The sequence below is a fragment of the Kaarinaea lacus genome, from assembly GCF_975902315.1.
Genome location: NZ_CDLKIE010000355.1, coordinates 1 through 17,050, shown reverse-complemented (window position 1 = coordinate 17,050; position 17,050 = coordinate 1). Strand labels below are relative to the sequence as shown.

At 44.6% G+C, this 17,050-nt stretch carries 14 protein-coding genes, 1 tRNA gene and 2 rRNA genes; 11 read left to right on the top strand and 6 right to left on the bottom strand.

Going from position 1 to position 17,050, the window contains the following annotated elements; all coding sequences use genetic code 11:
* The 8 genes from ACWVCM_RS11575 to ACWVCM_RS11540 form a co-directional block, all read left to right on the top strand.
* Positions 1-264, top strand: a 23S ribosomal RNA gene (locus ACWVCM_RS11575); the annotation flags it as partial.
* 186 nt (positions 265-450) lie between these two features.
* Positions 451-566 (top strand): 5S ribosomal RNA (gene rrf / locus ACWVCM_RS11570).
* A gap of 270 nt (positions 567-836) precedes the next feature.
* Positions 837-2,117 (top strand): conjugal transfer protein TraF, encoded by a 1,281-nt coding sequence (gene traF / locus ACWVCM_RS11565; protein WP_455201910.1) that lies wholly within the window; start codon positions 837-839, stop codon positions 2,115-2,117.
* Between the two features lie 317 nt (positions 2,118-2,434).
* Positions 2,435-3,499, top strand: a complete 1,065-nt coding sequence (locus ACWVCM_RS11560) for a cyclic nucleotide-binding domain-containing protein (protein WP_455201909.1) — start codon at positions 2,435-2,437, stop codon at positions 3,497-3,499.
* A 63-nt stretch (positions 3,500-3,562) separates the two neighbouring features.
* Complete coding sequence (gene birA, locus ACWVCM_RS11555) at positions 3,563-4,543, top strand: bifunctional biotin--[acetyl-CoA-carboxylase] ligase/biotin operon repressor BirA (RefSeq protein WP_455201908.1); 981 nt, start codon at positions 3,563-3,565, stop codon at positions 4,541-4,543.
* Between the two features lie 18 nt (positions 4,544-4,561).
* Positions 4,562-5,350: a type III pantothenate kinase gene (locus tag ACWVCM_RS11550; RefSeq protein ID WP_455201911.1), complete on the top strand. Its 789-nt coding sequence runs from the start codon at positions 4,562-4,564 to the stop codon at positions 5,348-5,350.
* On the top strand, positions 5,347-6,078 hold the full coding sequence (locus tag ACWVCM_RS11545) for an SPOR domain-containing protein (RefSeq protein WP_455201907.1): 732 nt from the start codon (positions 5,347-5,349) through the stop codon (positions 6,076-6,078). The genes ACWVCM_RS11550 and ACWVCM_RS11545 overlap by 4 nt, the downstream gene beginning before the upstream one ends.
* 94 nt (positions 6,079-6,172) lie before the next feature.
* Positions 6,173-6,248: transfer RNA gene (locus ACWVCM_RS11540), tRNA-Thr, on the top strand.
* A gap of 346 nt (positions 6,249-6,594) precedes the next feature.
* On the opposite strand, the gene ACWVCM_RS11535 is transcribed toward ACWVCM_RS11540, so the two are convergent.
* Together ACWVCM_RS11535 and ACWVCM_RS11530 are read right to left on the bottom strand one after the other, a co-directional pair.
* On the bottom strand, positions 6,595-8,121 hold the full coding sequence (locus ACWVCM_RS11535; protein ID WP_455201906.1) for a hypothetical protein: 1,527 nt from the start codon (positions 8,119-8,121) through the stop codon (positions 6,595-6,597).
* Between the two features lie 476 nt (positions 8,122-8,597).
* Positions 8,598-9,170 carry a hypothetical protein gene (locus ACWVCM_RS11530; protein WP_455201905.1) on the bottom strand — a complete coding sequence of 191 codons (573 nt, stop codon included), beginning with the start codon at positions 9,168-9,170 and terminating at the stop codon, positions 8,598-8,600.
* A gap of 357 nt (positions 9,171-9,527) precedes the next feature.
* Here ACWVCM_RS11530 and ACWVCM_RS11525 point away from each other — a divergent pair, with 357 nt between their 5' ends.
* Both ACWVCM_RS11525 and htpG read left to right on the top strand, forming a co-directional pair.
* Complete coding sequence (locus tag ACWVCM_RS11525; protein ID WP_455201904.1) at positions 9,528-10,556, top strand: tetratricopeptide repeat protein; 1,029 nt, start codon at positions 9,528-9,530, stop codon at positions 10,554-10,556.
* Between the two features lie 221 nt (positions 10,557-10,777).
* A complete protein-coding gene (htpG, locus tag ACWVCM_RS11520) occupies positions 10,778-12,697 on the top strand; it encodes a molecular chaperone HtpG (RefSeq protein ID WP_455201903.1) in 1,920 nt (639 codons plus the stop codon).
* 34 nt (positions 12,698-12,731) lie between these two features.
* Here htpG and ACWVCM_RS11515 read toward each other — a convergent pair whose 3' ends face one another.
* Positions 12,732-14,339: a M48 family metalloprotease gene (locus ACWVCM_RS11515; protein ID WP_455201902.1), complete on the bottom strand. Its 1,608-nt coding sequence runs from the start codon at positions 14,337-14,339 to the stop codon at positions 12,732-12,734.
* A gap of 37 nt (positions 14,340-14,376) precedes the next feature.
* On the opposite strand from ACWVCM_RS11515, the gene sfsA reads away from it, so the two are divergent.
* Complete coding sequence (sfsA, locus tag ACWVCM_RS11510) at positions 14,377-15,120, top strand: DNA/RNA nuclease SfsA (RefSeq protein WP_455201901.1); 744 nt, start codon at positions 14,377-14,379, stop codon at positions 15,118-15,120.
* A 14-nt stretch (positions 15,121-15,134) separates the two neighbouring features.
* On the opposite strand, the gene ACWVCM_RS11505 is transcribed toward sfsA, so the two are convergent.
* From ACWVCM_RS11505 to ACWVCM_RS11495, 3 genes are all read right to left on the bottom strand, one after another.
* Positions 15,135-15,743, bottom strand: a complete 609-nt coding sequence (locus tag ACWVCM_RS11505) for a BON domain-containing protein (RefSeq protein ID WP_455201900.1) — start codon at positions 15,741-15,743, stop codon at positions 15,135-15,137.
* A 3-nt stretch (positions 15,744-15,746) separates the two neighbouring features.
* A complete protein-coding gene (locus tag ACWVCM_RS11500; protein WP_455201899.1) occupies positions 15,747-16,145 on the bottom strand; it encodes a YraN family protein in 399 nt (132 codons plus the stop codon).
* Between the two features lie 2 nt (positions 16,146-16,147).
* On the bottom strand, positions 16,148-17,050 hold a 903-nt coding region (locus ACWVCM_RS11495; RefSeq protein WP_455201898.1), incomplete at its 5' end, for a penicillin-binding protein activator.

Here is a 17,050-nt window from a genome sequence, read left to right as displayed (position 1 = left end):
GGGAGCTGCTCCTAGTACGAGAGGACCGGAGTGGACGTTCCTCTGGTGTTCCGGTTGTCACGCCAGTGGCACTGCCGGGTAGCTATGAACGGACGGGATAACCGCTGAAAGCATCTAAGCGGGAAGCCCCCCCCAAGATGAGATCTCACTGGGACTTCGAGTCCCCTGAAGGTCCGTCGAAGACTACGACGTTGATAGGCTGGGTGTGGAAGTGCGGTAACGTATGAAGCTAACCAGTACTAATTGACCGTGAGGCTTGACCATATAACACCCAAGTTGTTTTGCTATGTCTTGTTATAGACAGTAAACATTTGGTGTTGTTGGTCATAAAACGCAACGTAACCAAATGCGATAGCAATAAACGCTTCTTTCCTGATTGTTAACTTATTCAGTTGTGTGGCTAGTTTTATTTTTTACAAAGTAAGAACAGCGGCTCAACGAAACAGTTTGCCTGGCGGCAATAGAGTATTGGAACCACCCGATCCCATTCCGAACTCGGAAGTGAAACGATACATCGCCGATGATAGTGTGGGGCTTCCCCATGTGAAAGTAGGTCACTGCCAGGCTTTAATTCCAAAACCCCTGATTGGTTTTCCAGTCAGGGGTTTTTCTTTTGCTGCGTGAAATTTTCGATTTCCAGATAGAAAATAATCTAGTTAGTACTACAGATGTTTCGGTGATATCGATCACAGATAATTTCACACAATCATGCAAAATGTGTATGATAGATTGAAGGTTAACGCTCGGAAGCAACGTGTAATTTTCTATTCAATTCCTCCTTCCCGATTGTTTCTGTAGTAATTTCAAGTATGTCGTCTTTATATCGAAGGATACTAATGAGAATCAGTAATGTAATAGCTTTGTTGTGCGCATTGCTTTTCCTTTTACTAACTGCACAGGTTAGTGCGATTCCGTTCGGTGCTTTTGATCCACGATCCCTGGCAATGGGGGGAGCAGGCGTTGCGTCTGCTACCACTGCTAACGCCGCTTATTACAATCCCGCGCTCCTTTCCATTCATAAAACTCGCAAGGAGATTGGCAGAAATTCTCGCTTTATAGTTCCTACAGCTACTGCAAAGGCCGCGGACGCATTCATAGAAAATCTTGATATTGAAGATGAAAACTTAGAGCAGGATTTTGAAACCGCTATAAGTGACTTCAACCAAAATCCTAGTTCACAAACCGCGCAGGGTGTTCTTAATGCGGCGACCGAACTGAATAAAAGACTGGATGAATTTATAGATGGCCCTGTTCATGCCGATGCCAATATTGGAATGATCCTGGGTATTGGACACAAAAATGAAGGCGGTTCCTTTATTATCAATCGACGTGGCGTTGGTACTGGTGCAATAGAAAATTTTTCCAATGACCTGGCATTATTGGAAGACTATGTCGAAGCCATGCAGTTTGTTGAAAGTGGTGGTGCCATTGGTGAAGCCCATCCGGAATTATATGTTAACGGTCAACTTCAGTATGATCAGAATGATTTGGCATCGTTTGCTAACGGTGCTGCTGTGGATATTACAGAAATCGGTATTGCGGTAGCTAAAGAATTTTCAATAAATAAGCGGAAAATCTCTATCGGGATTACGCCAAAAATACAACATATTGTTACTTATGATGTTAGAGCCGACGCTTCTTCAGGGCAGGTGACAGACGTTGAAGATGACACCGAAGACTGGGAGGTTAATCTGGATATTGGAGTTGCGCATCAGTTTAATTCTCAATGGCGGGCAGGTTTGATCTTAAAAAATATCAACTCGCTAAGCTACACAACGTCATTGGGTACAGAAATCAAGCTGGATCCACAACTGCGTGGCGGCGTCGCGTATTATTCGAAGTGGGGATTGTACTCGGTCGATTTGGATATTCTTGAAAACGATCCTGTTGCCTATGGCAGTCCGTCACAAGAGTTATCGCTGGGCGGAGAATGGATACTAAAACGATGGTTTCAGCTTCGTGCAGGAATTTCAAAGAATCTAAGAGGTGAAGGCAATAACAGTGATCCTTTGTTTTCAGCAGGGCTTCGCTGGGACTTTGGTGGGATTCTTGATCTGACTTACGCTTATGGTAGCAGTGCAGAAGCTGCGGGTGTACAGCTCGGCGTTAAATTTTAAAACCACGCTTATGAACGCGCGCCGAGATTAGCAGAACATATTTAAACCATTTTGAATCTGGCCACAAAACTTACCTTAAATTTTGAACCAAATTCACAAATTCGCCAATTTTCAGTGATTTGGTGACTATTTGTCCATAAAAAACCTTCAATCTTTCCCTAATTCGAACGATAAGTTATGTAGTCTCGCTGACTAAATTTTATAGTCAACATAGGCGAGGTAACTCATTGATATATTTCGAGTCTATGAACTGGGTGGTCTATAAGCCGCAGTTCCCAGGGAATAGGGACATGTAGGATACACAGGTTTAATAAATCGTGGCTAAAGAAACTCCATCAATCGATCCAGCATTATTATCAGATCTAGTGCCGATTAAGGCTCTTTCACCGGATCACCTGCAGGAACTTGCAGAAAAATCCAGTCTCTGCGAAGCCGCAGGGGGTAAAGTATTATTCAAAAGCGGCGATTCTTCAGAACGTATTATCTATGTGCTGGAAGGCCAGGTGGAATTAACCACTGAATCCGGGATCAGTCGCCAAATCGCGGGTGGCAGCAAGATGTCGAAATTGCCTCTCGAGCAAGGCAAAGTTCATCAATACACGGCAGTTGCCAAATCTAATATTAAATTTATCAAGGTTGATCCCAACCTTCTGGATATCATGCTTACCTGGGAACAATCAGGCGGATATGAGGTTCAGGAAATCGATAACGGCAGTTCCGAAGACGATGATTGGATGTCTCGCATTTTACAGGCACAAGTGTTTCAACGTATACCACCGGCCAACATCCAGAAGATATTTATGAAAATGGAAGCCCAGCACTTTCAGAAAGGAGAAAGCGTTATCCAGCAGGGTGACGAGGGTGAGCATTTTTACCTGATTCGTGAAGGCAAATGCGAAGTGGTAAGAAAAACTCGAAAGAATCCGGAAGGTGTAACCCTGGCACGTCTTGGTGTCGGCGATAATTTCGGTGAAGAAGCATTGATTTCGGGTGGTAAGCGTAATGCGTCAATTGTTATGTTGACTGACGGTGTTTTAATGAGTCTGTCCAAGTCCGATTTTCTGGAATTAATGAACGAGCCATTGCTCAATTGGGTAGATTTTCCAGAAGCAAAAGAAATTGCCAATGGTCAGGGTGTTTGGGTCGATGTGCGACTGCCCGCAGAATTTCAATCGCAACACCTCGATGGCAGTGTCAACATTCCATTACCATTGTTGCGCTCAAAAGTTGAAAAGTTAGAAAAAAACAAAAAATACATAATTTACTGTGACACCGGGCGACGCAGTTCGACCGCGACTTATCTCTTGACTGAAAATGGATTTGAGGCCTACGTGCTCAAAGAAGGCTTAAATAGCGTCGACAACGACTTGCTAGTCTCATAAAATCCATTACCATCATAGTTTTCCCCTCGGACGTATTTCTGAAAAGGAATTAGAAGTTCTTTAATGGGTAAAGATGCTCAAATCCTGGCCATATTGGCCGATGGACAGTTTCACTCTGGACAAGAATTAGCAGATCATATGGGTTTGTCACGCTCTGGTGTCTGGAAACAAATTCAAAATCTACAAGTCAAGGGTGTTGAAGTTTACGCGGTACAGGGCAAAGGCTATCGATTATCACAGCCCGTCGAGCTTCTCAGCAAAGAACAGATTCAAAACGAGATTGCCGCACGTATCACAGATTTCTCCGGGGATATTTCAGTGCTGTGGGAAACAGAATCAACCAATCAGTACTTAACGCAAAGCAGTGCAAAGGCTGCGGTGTCAGGTATGACCTGTCTGGCAGAATGGCAATCCGCGGGACGCGGCCGTCGCGGCAGAAGCTGGGTCTCACCCCTGGGAGGTAACATCTATCTATCTCAATTGTGGCGATTCAATAGTGGTCCGGCCCAGCTGAGTGGGCTTAGTTTGGCTGCCGCCGTTGCAGTAGTGAAAGTGATTCATCAATTTGGCGCAACCGGTGCTGGACTAAAATGGCCAAACGATATCCTGATTGATGGGCAAAAACTGGCGGGAATTTTATTGGAGATAAATGGGGAGTCTAACGGGCCCAGCAATGTGATAGTGGGTATTGGCATTAATGTACGACTGCCAGAATCATCGCTTCAGGAAATTGACCAACCTGTGACAAGCCTTGAAGCGGTGCTAGGCCATAAGATACAGAGGAATCAATTTGTAGCAAAACTGGTTTGCGAATTGTTTGAGGTTTACCAGGAGTTTAATGAACGAGGTTTTTCCTCGTTTATCGATCAATGGCTTGATCTTGACGTGTACCTCAATCAAAAGGTCAATTTGAACTTACCCACTGGCAATATATCGGGTATCAATCGCGGAGTTGATTCTAGTGGCGCGCTTCAAGTGGAGCATGGCGGGCAGGTTTACTGTTATCAATCAGGCGAACTTTCATTGCGAGCAGCTCCCAATTAAGTTGATGTTAACGTGAGTATGCAAACTTATCTGCTGGTCGATGTTGGAAATAGCCGCTTAAAATGGAATGTGTGGCAACTGGGTTCTGAACAGTTTTCCAGAAAAACGCAATACGTCACTCATGGTGAGCAATCCATTAGGCAACTACTGGATGATCAGTGGGGAGCAATCGAAGATGGAATCCAGAAAGTTTTTGTGGCTAATGTTGCAGGCGACAAAGTTGCCACTGACATTAAAAATTGGTGTATAGATCGATGGGGGAATTCTCCAGAATTTGCCACAACAGGGCCCCAATTTAAATCGGTAAAAAACAGTTACCGGAATTATGGTGAGCTGGGTATCGATCGATGGTTGGCAGTTATCGCCGCGCACCAGCTTTATCATGATCAAACCGCTATCGTGGTTGATTGTGGTACCGCCATAACGGTGGATGCCGTTACCCGCGAAGGCCAACACTATGCCGGGCCGATTATTCCAGGTCGACAAATGATGTTTCAGGCATTGGCCAGCAGCACTTCAGATCTCGATCATGTATCTGAAAACAATCAATCATCGTCGATAATTGTGGATAATACGCAAAAAGCGATTGTTAGCGGCGTAAATTTTGCAATATCAAGCGCATTGGATACTGTGGTCTCAGAATTACGGCAAACGTTGATCAAGCAAAATGGCGCTGACAGGATTGCTATTATAGTCACTGGTGGCGCCGCGGAAGCAGTAATGGCACTAACACAAATAAAGGATTTTACTGACGAACCCGATTTGGTATTAACAGGGCTTCGTTTGATGGCTACTGAAATACAATGAAAATTTTATTTATGTTTTTTGCTTTGCTGAATGCCGGGTTTTTTATCTGGCAGGCAGACGTATTCAGTTTGCGCGCGCCGTCCGGTGCAAGTTCTCAAATACGAACGGATCCCAATGTTCCCCAGCTCACCTTGCTAAGGGACGTATCCAAAGACAAATTAAAGGAAAAAGAAAAGAAACCAAAGGCCAAAGAAAAGCCCAAGCCTAAAACCCAGGTTGCAAAAGCGGACTCCAAACTGGCTGGTAGTAAAAAGTCCGGTAAGCCTATTTGCTATGCCCTGGGTCCTTTTGACGGCTTGCCTCAGGCAAAAAACATTGCCACAAAATTGCAGGACCTTGGCGCGTTTACAAATGAGCGGTCAACGACTACTGAATCACCGATGGGCTTTTGGGTCTATCTGAAGAGTTCCAAGTCCTGGAAGGATGCCAAGGAAAAGGTGATCGAGCTGGAGAAGCAGGGTATCAAAGATATGTTTATTGTGGGACGTGGAGCCATGAAAAATGCAGTATCTTTGGGGCTCTACAAAAACAAAGAAGGCGCGCAGGATCGTATTAATCAGCTCAAAAAACTGGGTGAGAAACCGAAGATACAGACACAGTACAAGCAGTTGGATCAATACTGGATTGATATCGACGTGGAAGCCGGACAGGACCAGGTTATTAATACTATTGAAAAAATTGCCCAAAGTTTAACCGTTCTGGAACTAAATAACCGTAAATGTGATTAGTTCTTTGGACTATATTTTCAGCATTGCGGCTGAGAAATAATTTCCGTACAATACGGCCTCCATCCAGTCGGGATGGAGCCAATCTCCACGCAAAGCTGGCGTAGCTCAGTTGGTAGAGCAGCTGATTTGTAATCAGCCGGTCGGCGGTTCGAATCCGTTCGCCAGCTCCATTTTTTTACCAAGTCTCCAGAAAAATATTGTCCCCGGCTGATAACGACTATATTTCAAGTCGAGCCTGTCGTATGCCAAGTGCTTCATGCGCCCTTGGGCTTCTGCAACGACACTTAACTCCTTATTATTCGCCCCGGTTTGTGCCTTTCACATGTTTTTCGTGCTGCTCAATTTACCCAGGTAAACACTTCCACTTGATTGATGAGTTTCTTAAATACATATTTAAAATTTTGGTGAAATTGTTACTTTCAAAAATTATTGGGTATGCAAAACGGGTCAGAACCAAATTGTTTTAAACAGTGCAACCCAGGTTCTGACCCATTGTTTAGTAAGACAGTGTATCCGTTAACAGTATTCCAGCAACATATCCAGTTGGCTGCGACCCTTTCGCAACTCGTTGGATAATATTTTGAATGTCTGCTTCAAGCTTGTTTTAGCTTGTTTATCCAGGCCGTCGATGTTTCCTGCCGCCTTGAGATTCGCTTCCAGGTCACCATCGGCCGGCAGGGCAGTAGCAGCGGTAAGTACTAAGGCACCCCAGGCGGCCTGTTGCAGCATGTCAACTGGCGCCATTTTCTGTCCAATGAGTTCTTCCAGGGTTATCGGTTTATTCCGTTGTGATTTAACATGAATTGCCAAATTTTCATTGTGCAATTCGAATAAATCTTCAACCAGTTCCCGTTGTTGTCCCGGAGTAATAAAACGGGCAAGGGTATTCTGCATTTCGCGGCCGACCTCCAGCAATGTTCCAATATCATTTGGATTATCCATCAGTTGAGGAATAAATTCGGCGATTGGATAAAGCTCCCTTGCTTTGATAATAATTGGCCAGCGCAGACATTTCCGCACTTTCTTGGGCATTAGCCACCGGGCTATATTTTCGAAATAGGTGCTTACCCGGTCATAGGCATCGGGATTGCCTGCTAATCCAGGGCCAGCCCCCGACGCAATCATATTGATATTAATAAAGTGGTGCCATGTTGCATCTGTGCTGATTCTTCCAACTGAGGCTTTGTGTCCATCGTAGGCACCAATAGCGCCGAATGACCGGGGTTCGCTGATGGGTTGCTTGGTGGGCGATGTAAATCCACCGCCGTAACTCATCGATAGTGCAATCAGTTCGGGGCTGACCGTATTTCCAGACGAATCTTTCGGCCATTCACTGGCATCAGAAAGATCATCGGGTACCAGGCATTCGCTTTCGTGTGGATGATCAGGTAATACTTCTATTATTTTCTTCGTGGGATGCTGCAGGAGTTCGTGTGGCGCATTGTCTGTCGGGATACCGAAATAAGCTGGATATATTTTTTGTGGAATAACATCGGATTGATCACCGAAACTGAAATCGTTACTGGTACCAGGGTCATTGGTAGAGATCCTGTCAGTGCCCGATGCGGATGGGCCATTCCAGCGGCGCATACCTCGTACGCGAGGTATGTCTCCGCAAAGTTGCTTGCCCAGAGTGGCGTGATCACCCGTCGCAAACACACCACCGCCAGCGTCCATAAACTGAGTAATAACCGACACTTCAGCAGCAGGCAAAGAACCACCACCATTATAGCCAAACAGAAAAACAACGTCGTATTTAGTAATGCTCAATGTTGAAGAGGTAAATGTGAAATTAGTATAGTCCGCAGCAGACCCACCGCGATGCGCCGTTTTTACAATAGGTGTCATACCGTGAATACTTGAAGTTTTTAATGTGTTGATAAAATCAGAGAGACCAAAATCGGAGGCGCCGAAGGATAAAGAGCCGTCGGTAACTACCAGAATTCGAGGTGTGCATTCCTTGAATAGACTAATGACAAGGTCATCAATAGGGAATCGCACGCGAGGTATATCCAGTTTTGGATTTGCTATTAAGTCGTTCATTGTCTTTTCTCCTGCTGTTTTCTACGTAATGTTTTTAAAAACGCCAGCTAATTCTTTGCAGACCAAGTTGACTGGCTTTGCAGTTTACAAACAGCAGGATTACTTGGAGATTACTGTTGGTGCACAAGTCCCTTAGGGGTATGGTGTTTGTAAGGATTAGCGGTATCGAAGGCAACAATTTATTTCTATCGCTGGTGTTGCATATAAACTGGATATCTGGCGCATGGGCCAATTAAACCGGCAATTTTAAACAAATCGTCGGCAACCTACCCTCTGGACCAGTGCGCCAAAGATAAAAATAACCTTATCAATTTCAGGTGAGTGTTTTTAGAGAGTGGGTAAAATTCTTAGTGCAGAAAGACATTAACATTGAGTGGAGATTCTTAATATTGCTCAAAACATTTTTAGCGTCCGTATGAATTGTACATGATACTCGTTCAGTGCCCGAATAAAAATCCGGCATACGATGCTGGATTCTATTCGTTAAATTCTCGTTTTCTTTTCCAGTCCTCAAGTATCTGGATTATCGGAGGCTGACCATTATCATGGTACCAGGAGTCAACCACGTAGATCTGACCGGTATCCCGTTCGCGAATTTGCGCGGCCCAATGATCATCGAAAATATAAGTCGCCCGATGCACACGTTCTTCTACCGTATGCCAATGTAACCAGCCTTGTTGCTGGAGAAAGTTCAAGTAAGTGGTCGAGTTGGTGGATTCGTCGATACAATCCTGTTTACCCTCTTCAATCATGTCTTGCGCATAGTTACCACCGATGTCATTGCCCGTTGGCAAATACCGGGCTGCGATTTGTTCCAGATTAGATATGGCAAGACGAATACGAGCGCGCTCTTCTGCTGGGGAGGACACCCTTTCAAACAGCTGTTCCAGTAACTCGATGTCCCGTGGCGTGGGTTGCACGATACCCTGCGATTTGCAGCCGAAGTTATAACAAACTGTTAAGTTTATAGGCTCAGCAAACGTGGACGACGGCAAACTGAAGCCAATGAAGATTAAAGCGAGTATCGTTGAACGCGAAGAAATTGCCATCACTTACAATATTCAATAGATTGGGTTGATACACTTGTTGAAGCTAATAAATTAATGAGCGAATTATGCGCTAGTTTGGCCTTTTATTGTATATGCCACAATAGTTATCATGAATTTATATTTGCCAATTATTTTATTTCCGAAATGCTATATAGCTCGCATTATTTGAAAAAAATATGTAATAATTCCCGCCAGATTGAGGGCATTGCTTGAATATAAAGGTCAAGAAGTGCTAAAACAAAATAAACACAATATTGTGTTAGAAATTAGTCAGGTCGCACCACTTCTGAGTAGAAAATAATCCCAAGGACAGTTCCTGAATTACAGCAATACATCACGATTGAGCGGAGTTCGTCAATGAAACTGAGAACGATTTTCTTTTTCGTTTTATCTACTGGTATTTCATCTTCTGGGTATGCCGGCGATACGGCTCAGGACCAAAACAAAATTCAGCAAATTTTGCTCAATGCTAAATTCGCTGAAATGAATGTGGACGTTGAATCAAAAGATGCCAATCAGGCTCGTGATGCAGACTCCGTTCAATACAAAATTGGCTTCAAGGAAGGTTACCAAAAAGCGGTTGATGATTTAAAGCAATCACTTGCCGGTGTTGCTGTTCCAGCGGCAGCTAAAACCGCGCCTGTTATAGACCCTGAGCAAGAGAAAGCGGAAGCCAGCAAACTGGTGACCGACAGCTTCGAAAAATTAGTAAGAGATAAGGATTGGGATGGCGCGATCAAGTCTGCAACAGCCGCAATAAGTTTGAACCCAAATGACCCTGTTGCTTATATCAACCGTTCCTGGGCTTATGCAGAAAAAGGCAAGCTGGATGAGGCAATCAGTGACGCTAATAAAGCTGTAGAATTATCGCCTCGCAATCCAATGGCACACAATAATCGAGCGTATGCTTATGAACTGGCCGGTTCGCTGACCAAGGCAAAACAGGATTATCAAATTGCCTGCGAACTAAAATACCAGCCAGCATGTGACACAGTAGCAGTTTTTAAACGTGCATTGACAGGTGATACACAGAAAGAAGTTAAGGAATTGTTAAATCGAAGCTTCCAGAAATTTAAAGAAAAAGACTGGCGTGGTGTTGAATCTATGTCTACCAAAGCGATTAATCTTGATCCGGGTAATGCCATGGCATATGTAAATCGTTCAGGTGCCCGCGCTGAGCTGGGCTTGTTGTCTACAGCGCTTGATGATTGCAATCGGGCAATTCAGCTCAATCCTGGATTAGGCATTGCACATAATAACTGCGGTTACACTTACGAATTGTTAGGGCAAACCAAGCAGGCAGAAGTCGCTTATCAACAGGCGTGTAACCTGGGTTATAAGCAGAGTTGCCGCGACTATTTTCGGCTATTTAACGCAGTCCACTAACTATTTTTCCTACCCCGGTAATCGATCGAGTTACACTTCCAGGTACTCTGGCTGGTTTGCCAGCGAGTTCCGCATATTTGATTGTTTTTCAGTCGCTTTTACGGATTTTTTAGAAGCGGCCTTGAATTTTCAGGTATGCACCACCATATCCTGCGAACATTTCACTATCATGTGCCAATCTGTAAATTATAAAAAACGATACAAACTACCAGGAGCTAGTCATGACTGTTGACGCACAAGATGCAACAGGGAAAAAAGAAACACTCGGTTTTCAAACAGAGGTCAAACACCTCCTGAAGTTAATGATCCATTCGCTGTACAGTAACAAAGAAATATTTTTACGCGAATTGATCTCCAACGCATCCGATGCGGCTGACAAACTTCGCTTCGAGGCACTATCCAATGACTCCCTGTACGGTAATGATTCCGAACTCAAGATTCGCGTCGAATATGACAAAGAAGCCAAAACCATTACCGTCTCCGATAACGGAATTGGTATGACGCGCCAGGAAGTGATGGACAACATTGGGACTATTGCTAAATCCGGCACCAAGGAATTTTTCGAATCATTAACCGGTGACCAGGCCAAGGACGCGCATTTAATTGGGCAGTTTGGTGTAGGCTTCTATTCTTCTTTTATCATCGCGGACAAGGTTATTTTGGTTACACGTAAAGCGGGGGAGACTGCAGACCAGGGTGTGCGTTGGGAGTCCGGTGGGGAAGGTGATTATTCCATCGAAAATGTCAGCAAGGCTACGCGCGGTACCGATGTGACTCTGCATCTGCGCGAAGGCGAAGATGAATTTCTGGATGGTTTTACCTTGCGCAATGTGATCCGCAAATATTCTGACCATATAACTTTGCCGATTTATATGGCGAAGGAAAGTTATGGTGAAGAAGATAAAGAAGCCAGGCAAGATGAAGAAGAAGTCGTTAATCAGGCTTCAGCTTTGTGGGCACGTCCGAAAAATGAAATCAGCGATGAGGAATACAAGGAATTTTATAAACACGTCGCACATGATTTTGAAGACCCCATTGCGCACGTACATAACAGGGTAGAAGGTAAATACGAGTATACTTCTTTGTTTTATTTGCCTGGTCGTGCTCCCTTCGATATGTGGGATCGCGATAGTCGTCACGGTATCAAGCTCTACGTGCGTCGGGTGTTTATTATGGATGATGCCAAGCATATTATGCCCAACTATCTGCGCTTCGTACGTGGTTTGGTGGATTCCGATGACCTTCCATTGAATGTGTCCCGGGAGATACTGCAACAGAATAAGGTGATCGAAAATATTCGTGCAGCGTCAGTGAAAAAAGTACTGGGTATGATGGAAGATGTCGCAAAAAACGACGCGGAAAAGTATCAGACTATCTGGAACGAGTTTGGCCGGGTATTGAAAGAAGGGCCGGGGGAAGATATTGCCAATAAAGACAAAATTGCAGGCTTGTTGCGTTTTTCCACAACTAATACAGATTCTGAAAGCCAGGATGTTTCGTTAGCTGATTATATTGGCCGCATGAAAGAAGGGCAGGAAGCTATTTATTATATAACTGCTGACAGTTTTGCTTCTGCCAGGAATAGCCCGCACCTTGAAATCTTTCGCAAGAAAGGTCTGGAGGTACTGCTGTTATCCGATTCCGTTGATGAATGGCTGGTTAGCTCGTTAACAGAGTTCGAAGGCAAGAAACTGGAGAGTGTAACCAAGGGTGAGCTGGACCTGGGTGATCTGGAAGATGAGGAAGAAAAGAAAGAACAGGAAGCAGTGGGTAAGGACTTCGCGGGAATTGTTGCACAAATGAAGGATACTTTAGGGGAGCAAGTAAAAGAAGTACGCTTGACCCATCGTTTGACTAATTCACCTGCTTGCCTGGTAAAAGACACACAGGATATGAGTGCCAACCTGGAACGAATCCTCAAGCAAGCGGGGCAGGCTATTCCGGCTTCCAAACCAATTCTCGAATTGAATCCTCAGCATCCGCTGGTTGAGAAGCTGAAGAACGAAAAAGATAGTGAGCGCTTCGCAGATATGACCTTCATTCTGTTTGATCAGGCATTACTGGCCGAAGGCGGACAGTTAGACGATCCATCTGCATTTGTAGGGCGTCTCAACGAGTTGTTGCTGGACCTATCGAAATAATTATTCACACTGGAAGGTGAAGTAGTCGTATAAACTACTTCACTATTTCAGCGCTCATAATTTCTACTTTAATTTTTCCTGATTTGCCCAGCTTGCTGGCGGGGAAACCCGTACTTATATTTGCGTGGGTATCGGGAGCAATTTTTTGTGTCAGCCGATAATTTTTCTGGAACATCAGGCCGCCGCCCTCAGAATAAAGCTTGAGGTTCAGGTTTAAATTTCTAGCAGCGACTAATGAATGGTTCGTCACGCTAACAACAACATTTCCCGCCCGATCAGTTTTGCCTTGATATGAAAAGTATTTGCCCGGGTTACTGGGTAGATCCAGTCGGGTATAAGCAAACGCAGATTTTCTACCGGCCTCTGAATCCGAGCCTGCCGCCATTTTGTAATATTCCTTAGCCGCTCTTAAATCATTTTCTTTTTCTGCGATACTACCCAGCGACTGATAAGCGGGGGCAGTGGGCAGCAGCGTGATGCTTTTTGTCAAATCCTGCTTAGCTTTAGAGTTCTGGTTTAACTTTTCGTAGGTTAAACCACGCTCCAGGTAAAACAGGAAAAACTCGGCATTGTTTTTAATAGCGGTTGTGAAATATTTTTCAGCATCTCTGTATTGTTTCCTGTTGTAATAAATGTCGCCCTTTAGCGCATAAAATAAACCCTCTTTAGGTTCTATGTTGATAGCTTGATCAATGAGGTTCAGGGCCTGTTTTGAATTTGATTCCTTGAGTGCTTTTTGTGCTCGTGTATATTTTTCATAAGCTGGCCTGGTTTTTTTAAGATGGGCGATTTTCTGTTGGTAAGTCTTTTCGTTTAATACACCTTTTACACCGAGTTTCGCGGCAGTGGTTTTATTGGTATTTACCCGCTCCTGTGAAGGGGGGTGGCTGGCAAATAAACCTTCCAGCCAATTGGGTTGACTGCCCTTAGACAGTCTGACGAAAGTTTCCTGTAATTTAACAGCGGCGGTGGGGTCATAACCTGCTTTGGCCATGTACTTCATGCCATAAAAGTCCGATTCCAGTTCGGCATCACGACCGTATTTCTGATTGATTAACTGGCTACCCAGGGCAGCAGCACCTACTATTAATTCGGCGTTATCTTCCCCGCTCGTCGCAACGCCCAGGCCCACTATACCGGCATTTAGAAGCATTCCCCGTTCCATACTTTTTGCTCCGTGGCGCGCCGCAGCATGAACAATTTCGTGACCAAGTACTGCGGCCAATTCTGCTTCGTTGTTTAACTCCAGGAGTAAGCCACTGTTAATAGCGATCTTTCCGCCGGGTAATGCCCAGGCATTGGGTACCGAATTATTGAGCACCACAAATTCGTAAGGTAAATTGGGGCGGTCGCTGACTTTGGCGAGCTTTTGCCCCACTCCATTGACGTAGCGACTGAGTTCGCGATCAATCACATAGGCTCCGCCCTGGGATTGCTGTGAAGGCAGGTAATTTTCCTGACCAATGGAAATTTCCTGGCTTTCCGATACCAGTTGGAATTCGGTTTCCCCGGTAACCGGATTGGTTCCACAACCGGTTAACATAGTGAATGCAAATATTAAAAAAGCGACTTTGATTGTATTTAGCCTGGCCATCATTGATTTAGAATGAATGTGTTTTATGCTTATGTTAAGTTTCAACATTATAACACCTAAATAAATTTTAAATTGATACTGCGCAATGAAGTTTTCTGAACCCCTTGTTCAAGGTACGCTTATTCGCCGCTACAAGCGTTTTTTGCTGGATGTGGAACTGGGTTCCGGTGAACAGATTACAGCCCATACGTCAAATACAGGTTCAATGCTTGGGTGCCAGAGTCCCGGTAGCAGGGTGTGGTTAAGTCGATCGAATAATCCCAAACGCAAGTATCAACACAGCTGGGAAATTGTGGATGTGGAAAGTCCAAATGGCCCAGTGTCAGTTGGCATTAATACCCTGCTGAGTAACAAGCTGGTGCGTGAAGCAATCAGTACCGGCGTGGTAAAAGAGCTGCAAGGATATCAATCCATTCGCCCGGAAGTTAAATACGGCGTAGAAAACAGTCGTATTGATTTGTTGTTGGAGCCTTTTGCAGAAAAAGAAGGCTCTGAGCATTTTCCGCGAGAGCCCTGTTACGTTGAAGTAAAAAACGTAACCCTGGTTGAAAACAGTATTGCATATTTCCCCGACGCTGTGAGCAAACGCGGTGCGAAACATTTAAGGGAGCTGATTGAAGTGGTTCGCAATAAAGAGCGCGGCGTAATATTCTTTTGTGTGCAGCGCGATGATGCTACTCAGGTTAAACCGGCAGATCATATTGATCCGGAATATGGTCGATGGTTGAGGCTTGCAGTCGATGAAGGTGTTGAAGCCCTGGCGTATCACGCCAAAGTAACATCGAATGAAATTGTTTTGGTAAACAGCATACCTGTAATTGTTGAATAGCCTTAAGTGTAAAGCTATTTTTTTGTGGCTTCAGGCTTAACCGGCTCCGGGATTATCTCAAATATTTTCACTACTCGTTTAACGCCGTTGACATTTCGTGCAACCTCTACGGCCATATTGGCTTCTTTTTCAGTAACGATGCCCATCAAGTATACTGTATCATTTTCGGTGACAACTTTTACCAGGGTTGACTTGAGCTCCTTGGTGCTTAGCATTTGCGATTTCACTTTTGACGTAATCCAGGTATCACTGGAGCGAGATTCAAAAGAGGTGAGATTATCAACCACCAGTTCATTGTGGACACGTTTAACGTCGGGAAGGTTGCGAATGAGGTCGATAACCTGCTGGCGTAGTTCTTCAGTTAAGGTTTCCCCGGTAACCAGTACGATGCCATTGTAACTGGTGACATTAACATGAATTTTTTTGTTGATTTTAGTGTTGCCATAGAGTTCGTTGGTCGCTTTGGATTCTATGTTCTCATCTTTCAGGATGATCTGGGTGCTGCGCCGGTCAGGTATGGATGAGCACGATTGAAGTAACAGTAAGCCAATAATGACACTAGCAATGAAAAGGCCGGGGTATAAAGCTTTTAATTGTAATAAATTTGAATACACAGATTTCATAGGTTAAGCCTGAATGGCGTTGGGTATCCAGTCAATGTCCGGCCGTTGATTGTTGGTTTTTTGAAGAGCTGTAATTGAAATCACATCAATACGACATGGCAAAGCTGCATATTTTGAATGGCGTTGCAGGAAATGCTCCGCGCTCTTGAGTATCTTTTGTTGTTTGCGACGGTCGATGGTTTCCGCACCGCTACCAAAACCAGTATGTTTACGGTAGCGAACTTCAACGAATACCAGTGCATTCTTGTGCTGCATTACCAGGTCGAGCTCTCCTGCCTTGCAGTGGTAGTTCCTTTCAATGAGTTTCATGCCCTGCTTTTTTAAGAACCGCAATGCCAGGTCTTCGGCGTTTTGACCAATTGCATTAGTATCTAACTTTGTGGGCGTGCCAAACAATCCCATTGTTAGAATTTATCGAGTACCTTGGGCTTGCCTGCGACGAACTGAGCCCAAACCAGGCGGCGTAATAGTCGATCGTTTACGTCCAGGTACAGTAATCCGGTTTCCCCCTGAAAGGAAGAAAATTCGTTGCGTCGCAGGCGGTTGAGTTCGGGTATAACATTAAATGAGTCAATACCCAGCGCATATAAACGCATATAACGTTTGCTCGAGCTTGGCCACAGTTTTTCAATTTTAATTTTTAATTCAGCATTATTACTATTGTTGGTTAATGTCCAGGGCATATCGCTGAATTTAACATCGTTCATGTCCCGGTCCATGTTGGGTTGCAGCGTACCACTATACACGTGAGATGTTGCGTATACAGGAATATTGGAAGCGCGATGGAAACGTAGTTGTGGCCTTAACAATCGTCCTTGTCGCGAAAATGCTGCCATGAAAATCATATCCACATCTTTACGACGACGAGGTTCGTATTCAAATTTCATATTCACCAGCTTTTTAATATCCCTGGCACGTTTCTCGCTCTCATCGATGTTGAGTAATTTTTTGATGGGCAATCCATAATCGCTTTTTTTGGCGTTGTAGGTTTGTAGTTCTACCACTTCACCACCCAGCTCTTCCCAGCGCTCCTTAAAGGCGGCAAATACGCGATCGCCCCAGCTGGTGTTTGGTACAATCGCGGCTGCTTTATGGTGTCCGTCCAGCCAGGCATGTTCAGCCACCTGTCGCGCTTCCTGTTCAGGCGATAAACTCATCTGGAAAAAGTTTTCGCTGTTCAGGTTGGGGTTTTCACTGTAGTTAAGTGTGAGCACCGGAACTGGAAAATTACCGCTGCTGGCCAGGGAATTAACGCTATCTTTGTTAAGTGGTCCGACCACGAATTCTGCGCCCTCGGCTACCGCTTG